Here is a 415-nt window from a genome sequence, read left to right on the forward strand (position 1 = left end):
ACCATACTCTTTAACTATTGCTCTACCTAAAAATTTATTTTCCATAATAAACTATCCTCATTTTTAATTTTAATAACTAGTAACAACTTTAAAATTAGATTCTCTAAAATTATGATTTCTTTTCAATTTTTCAATAATCATTTTAGCTTCTGCTTCATCTATTTCAATTGCAAATTTTATAGTTTTCATGCCATAATCAAATTTAATTTTTTGATTTCCAAAAGGAAAAGGGTGTCTATTATTCATATTATATAGCCATGGCAACGTATTTTGACAAATAGCAATATCTTTTATTTCTCTTATTTCATATTCTTTTTTTAAATTTATAAACCATATTTTTTTTGAAATTTTTAAATTACCATTTTCAACAATAATTAGTTCATACCCAAATAAAAACCAATTTAAAATTCCAAAA

General features: G+C 21.2%; 1 protein-coding gene. It reads right to left on the minus strand.

The genetic code is table 11. The features are described from left to right. Nucleotides 1–69: 69 nt before the first annotated feature. On the minus strand, nt 70–415 hold a 346-nt coding region (locus AWT72_RS09885; protein WP_197407677.1), incomplete at its 5' end, for a hypothetical protein.

It is taken from the genome of Oceanivirga salmonicida (assembly GCF_001517915.1).
Classification (GTDB): domain Bacteria; phylum Fusobacteriota; class Fusobacteriia; order Fusobacteriales; family Leptotrichiaceae; genus Oceanivirga; species Oceanivirga salmonicida.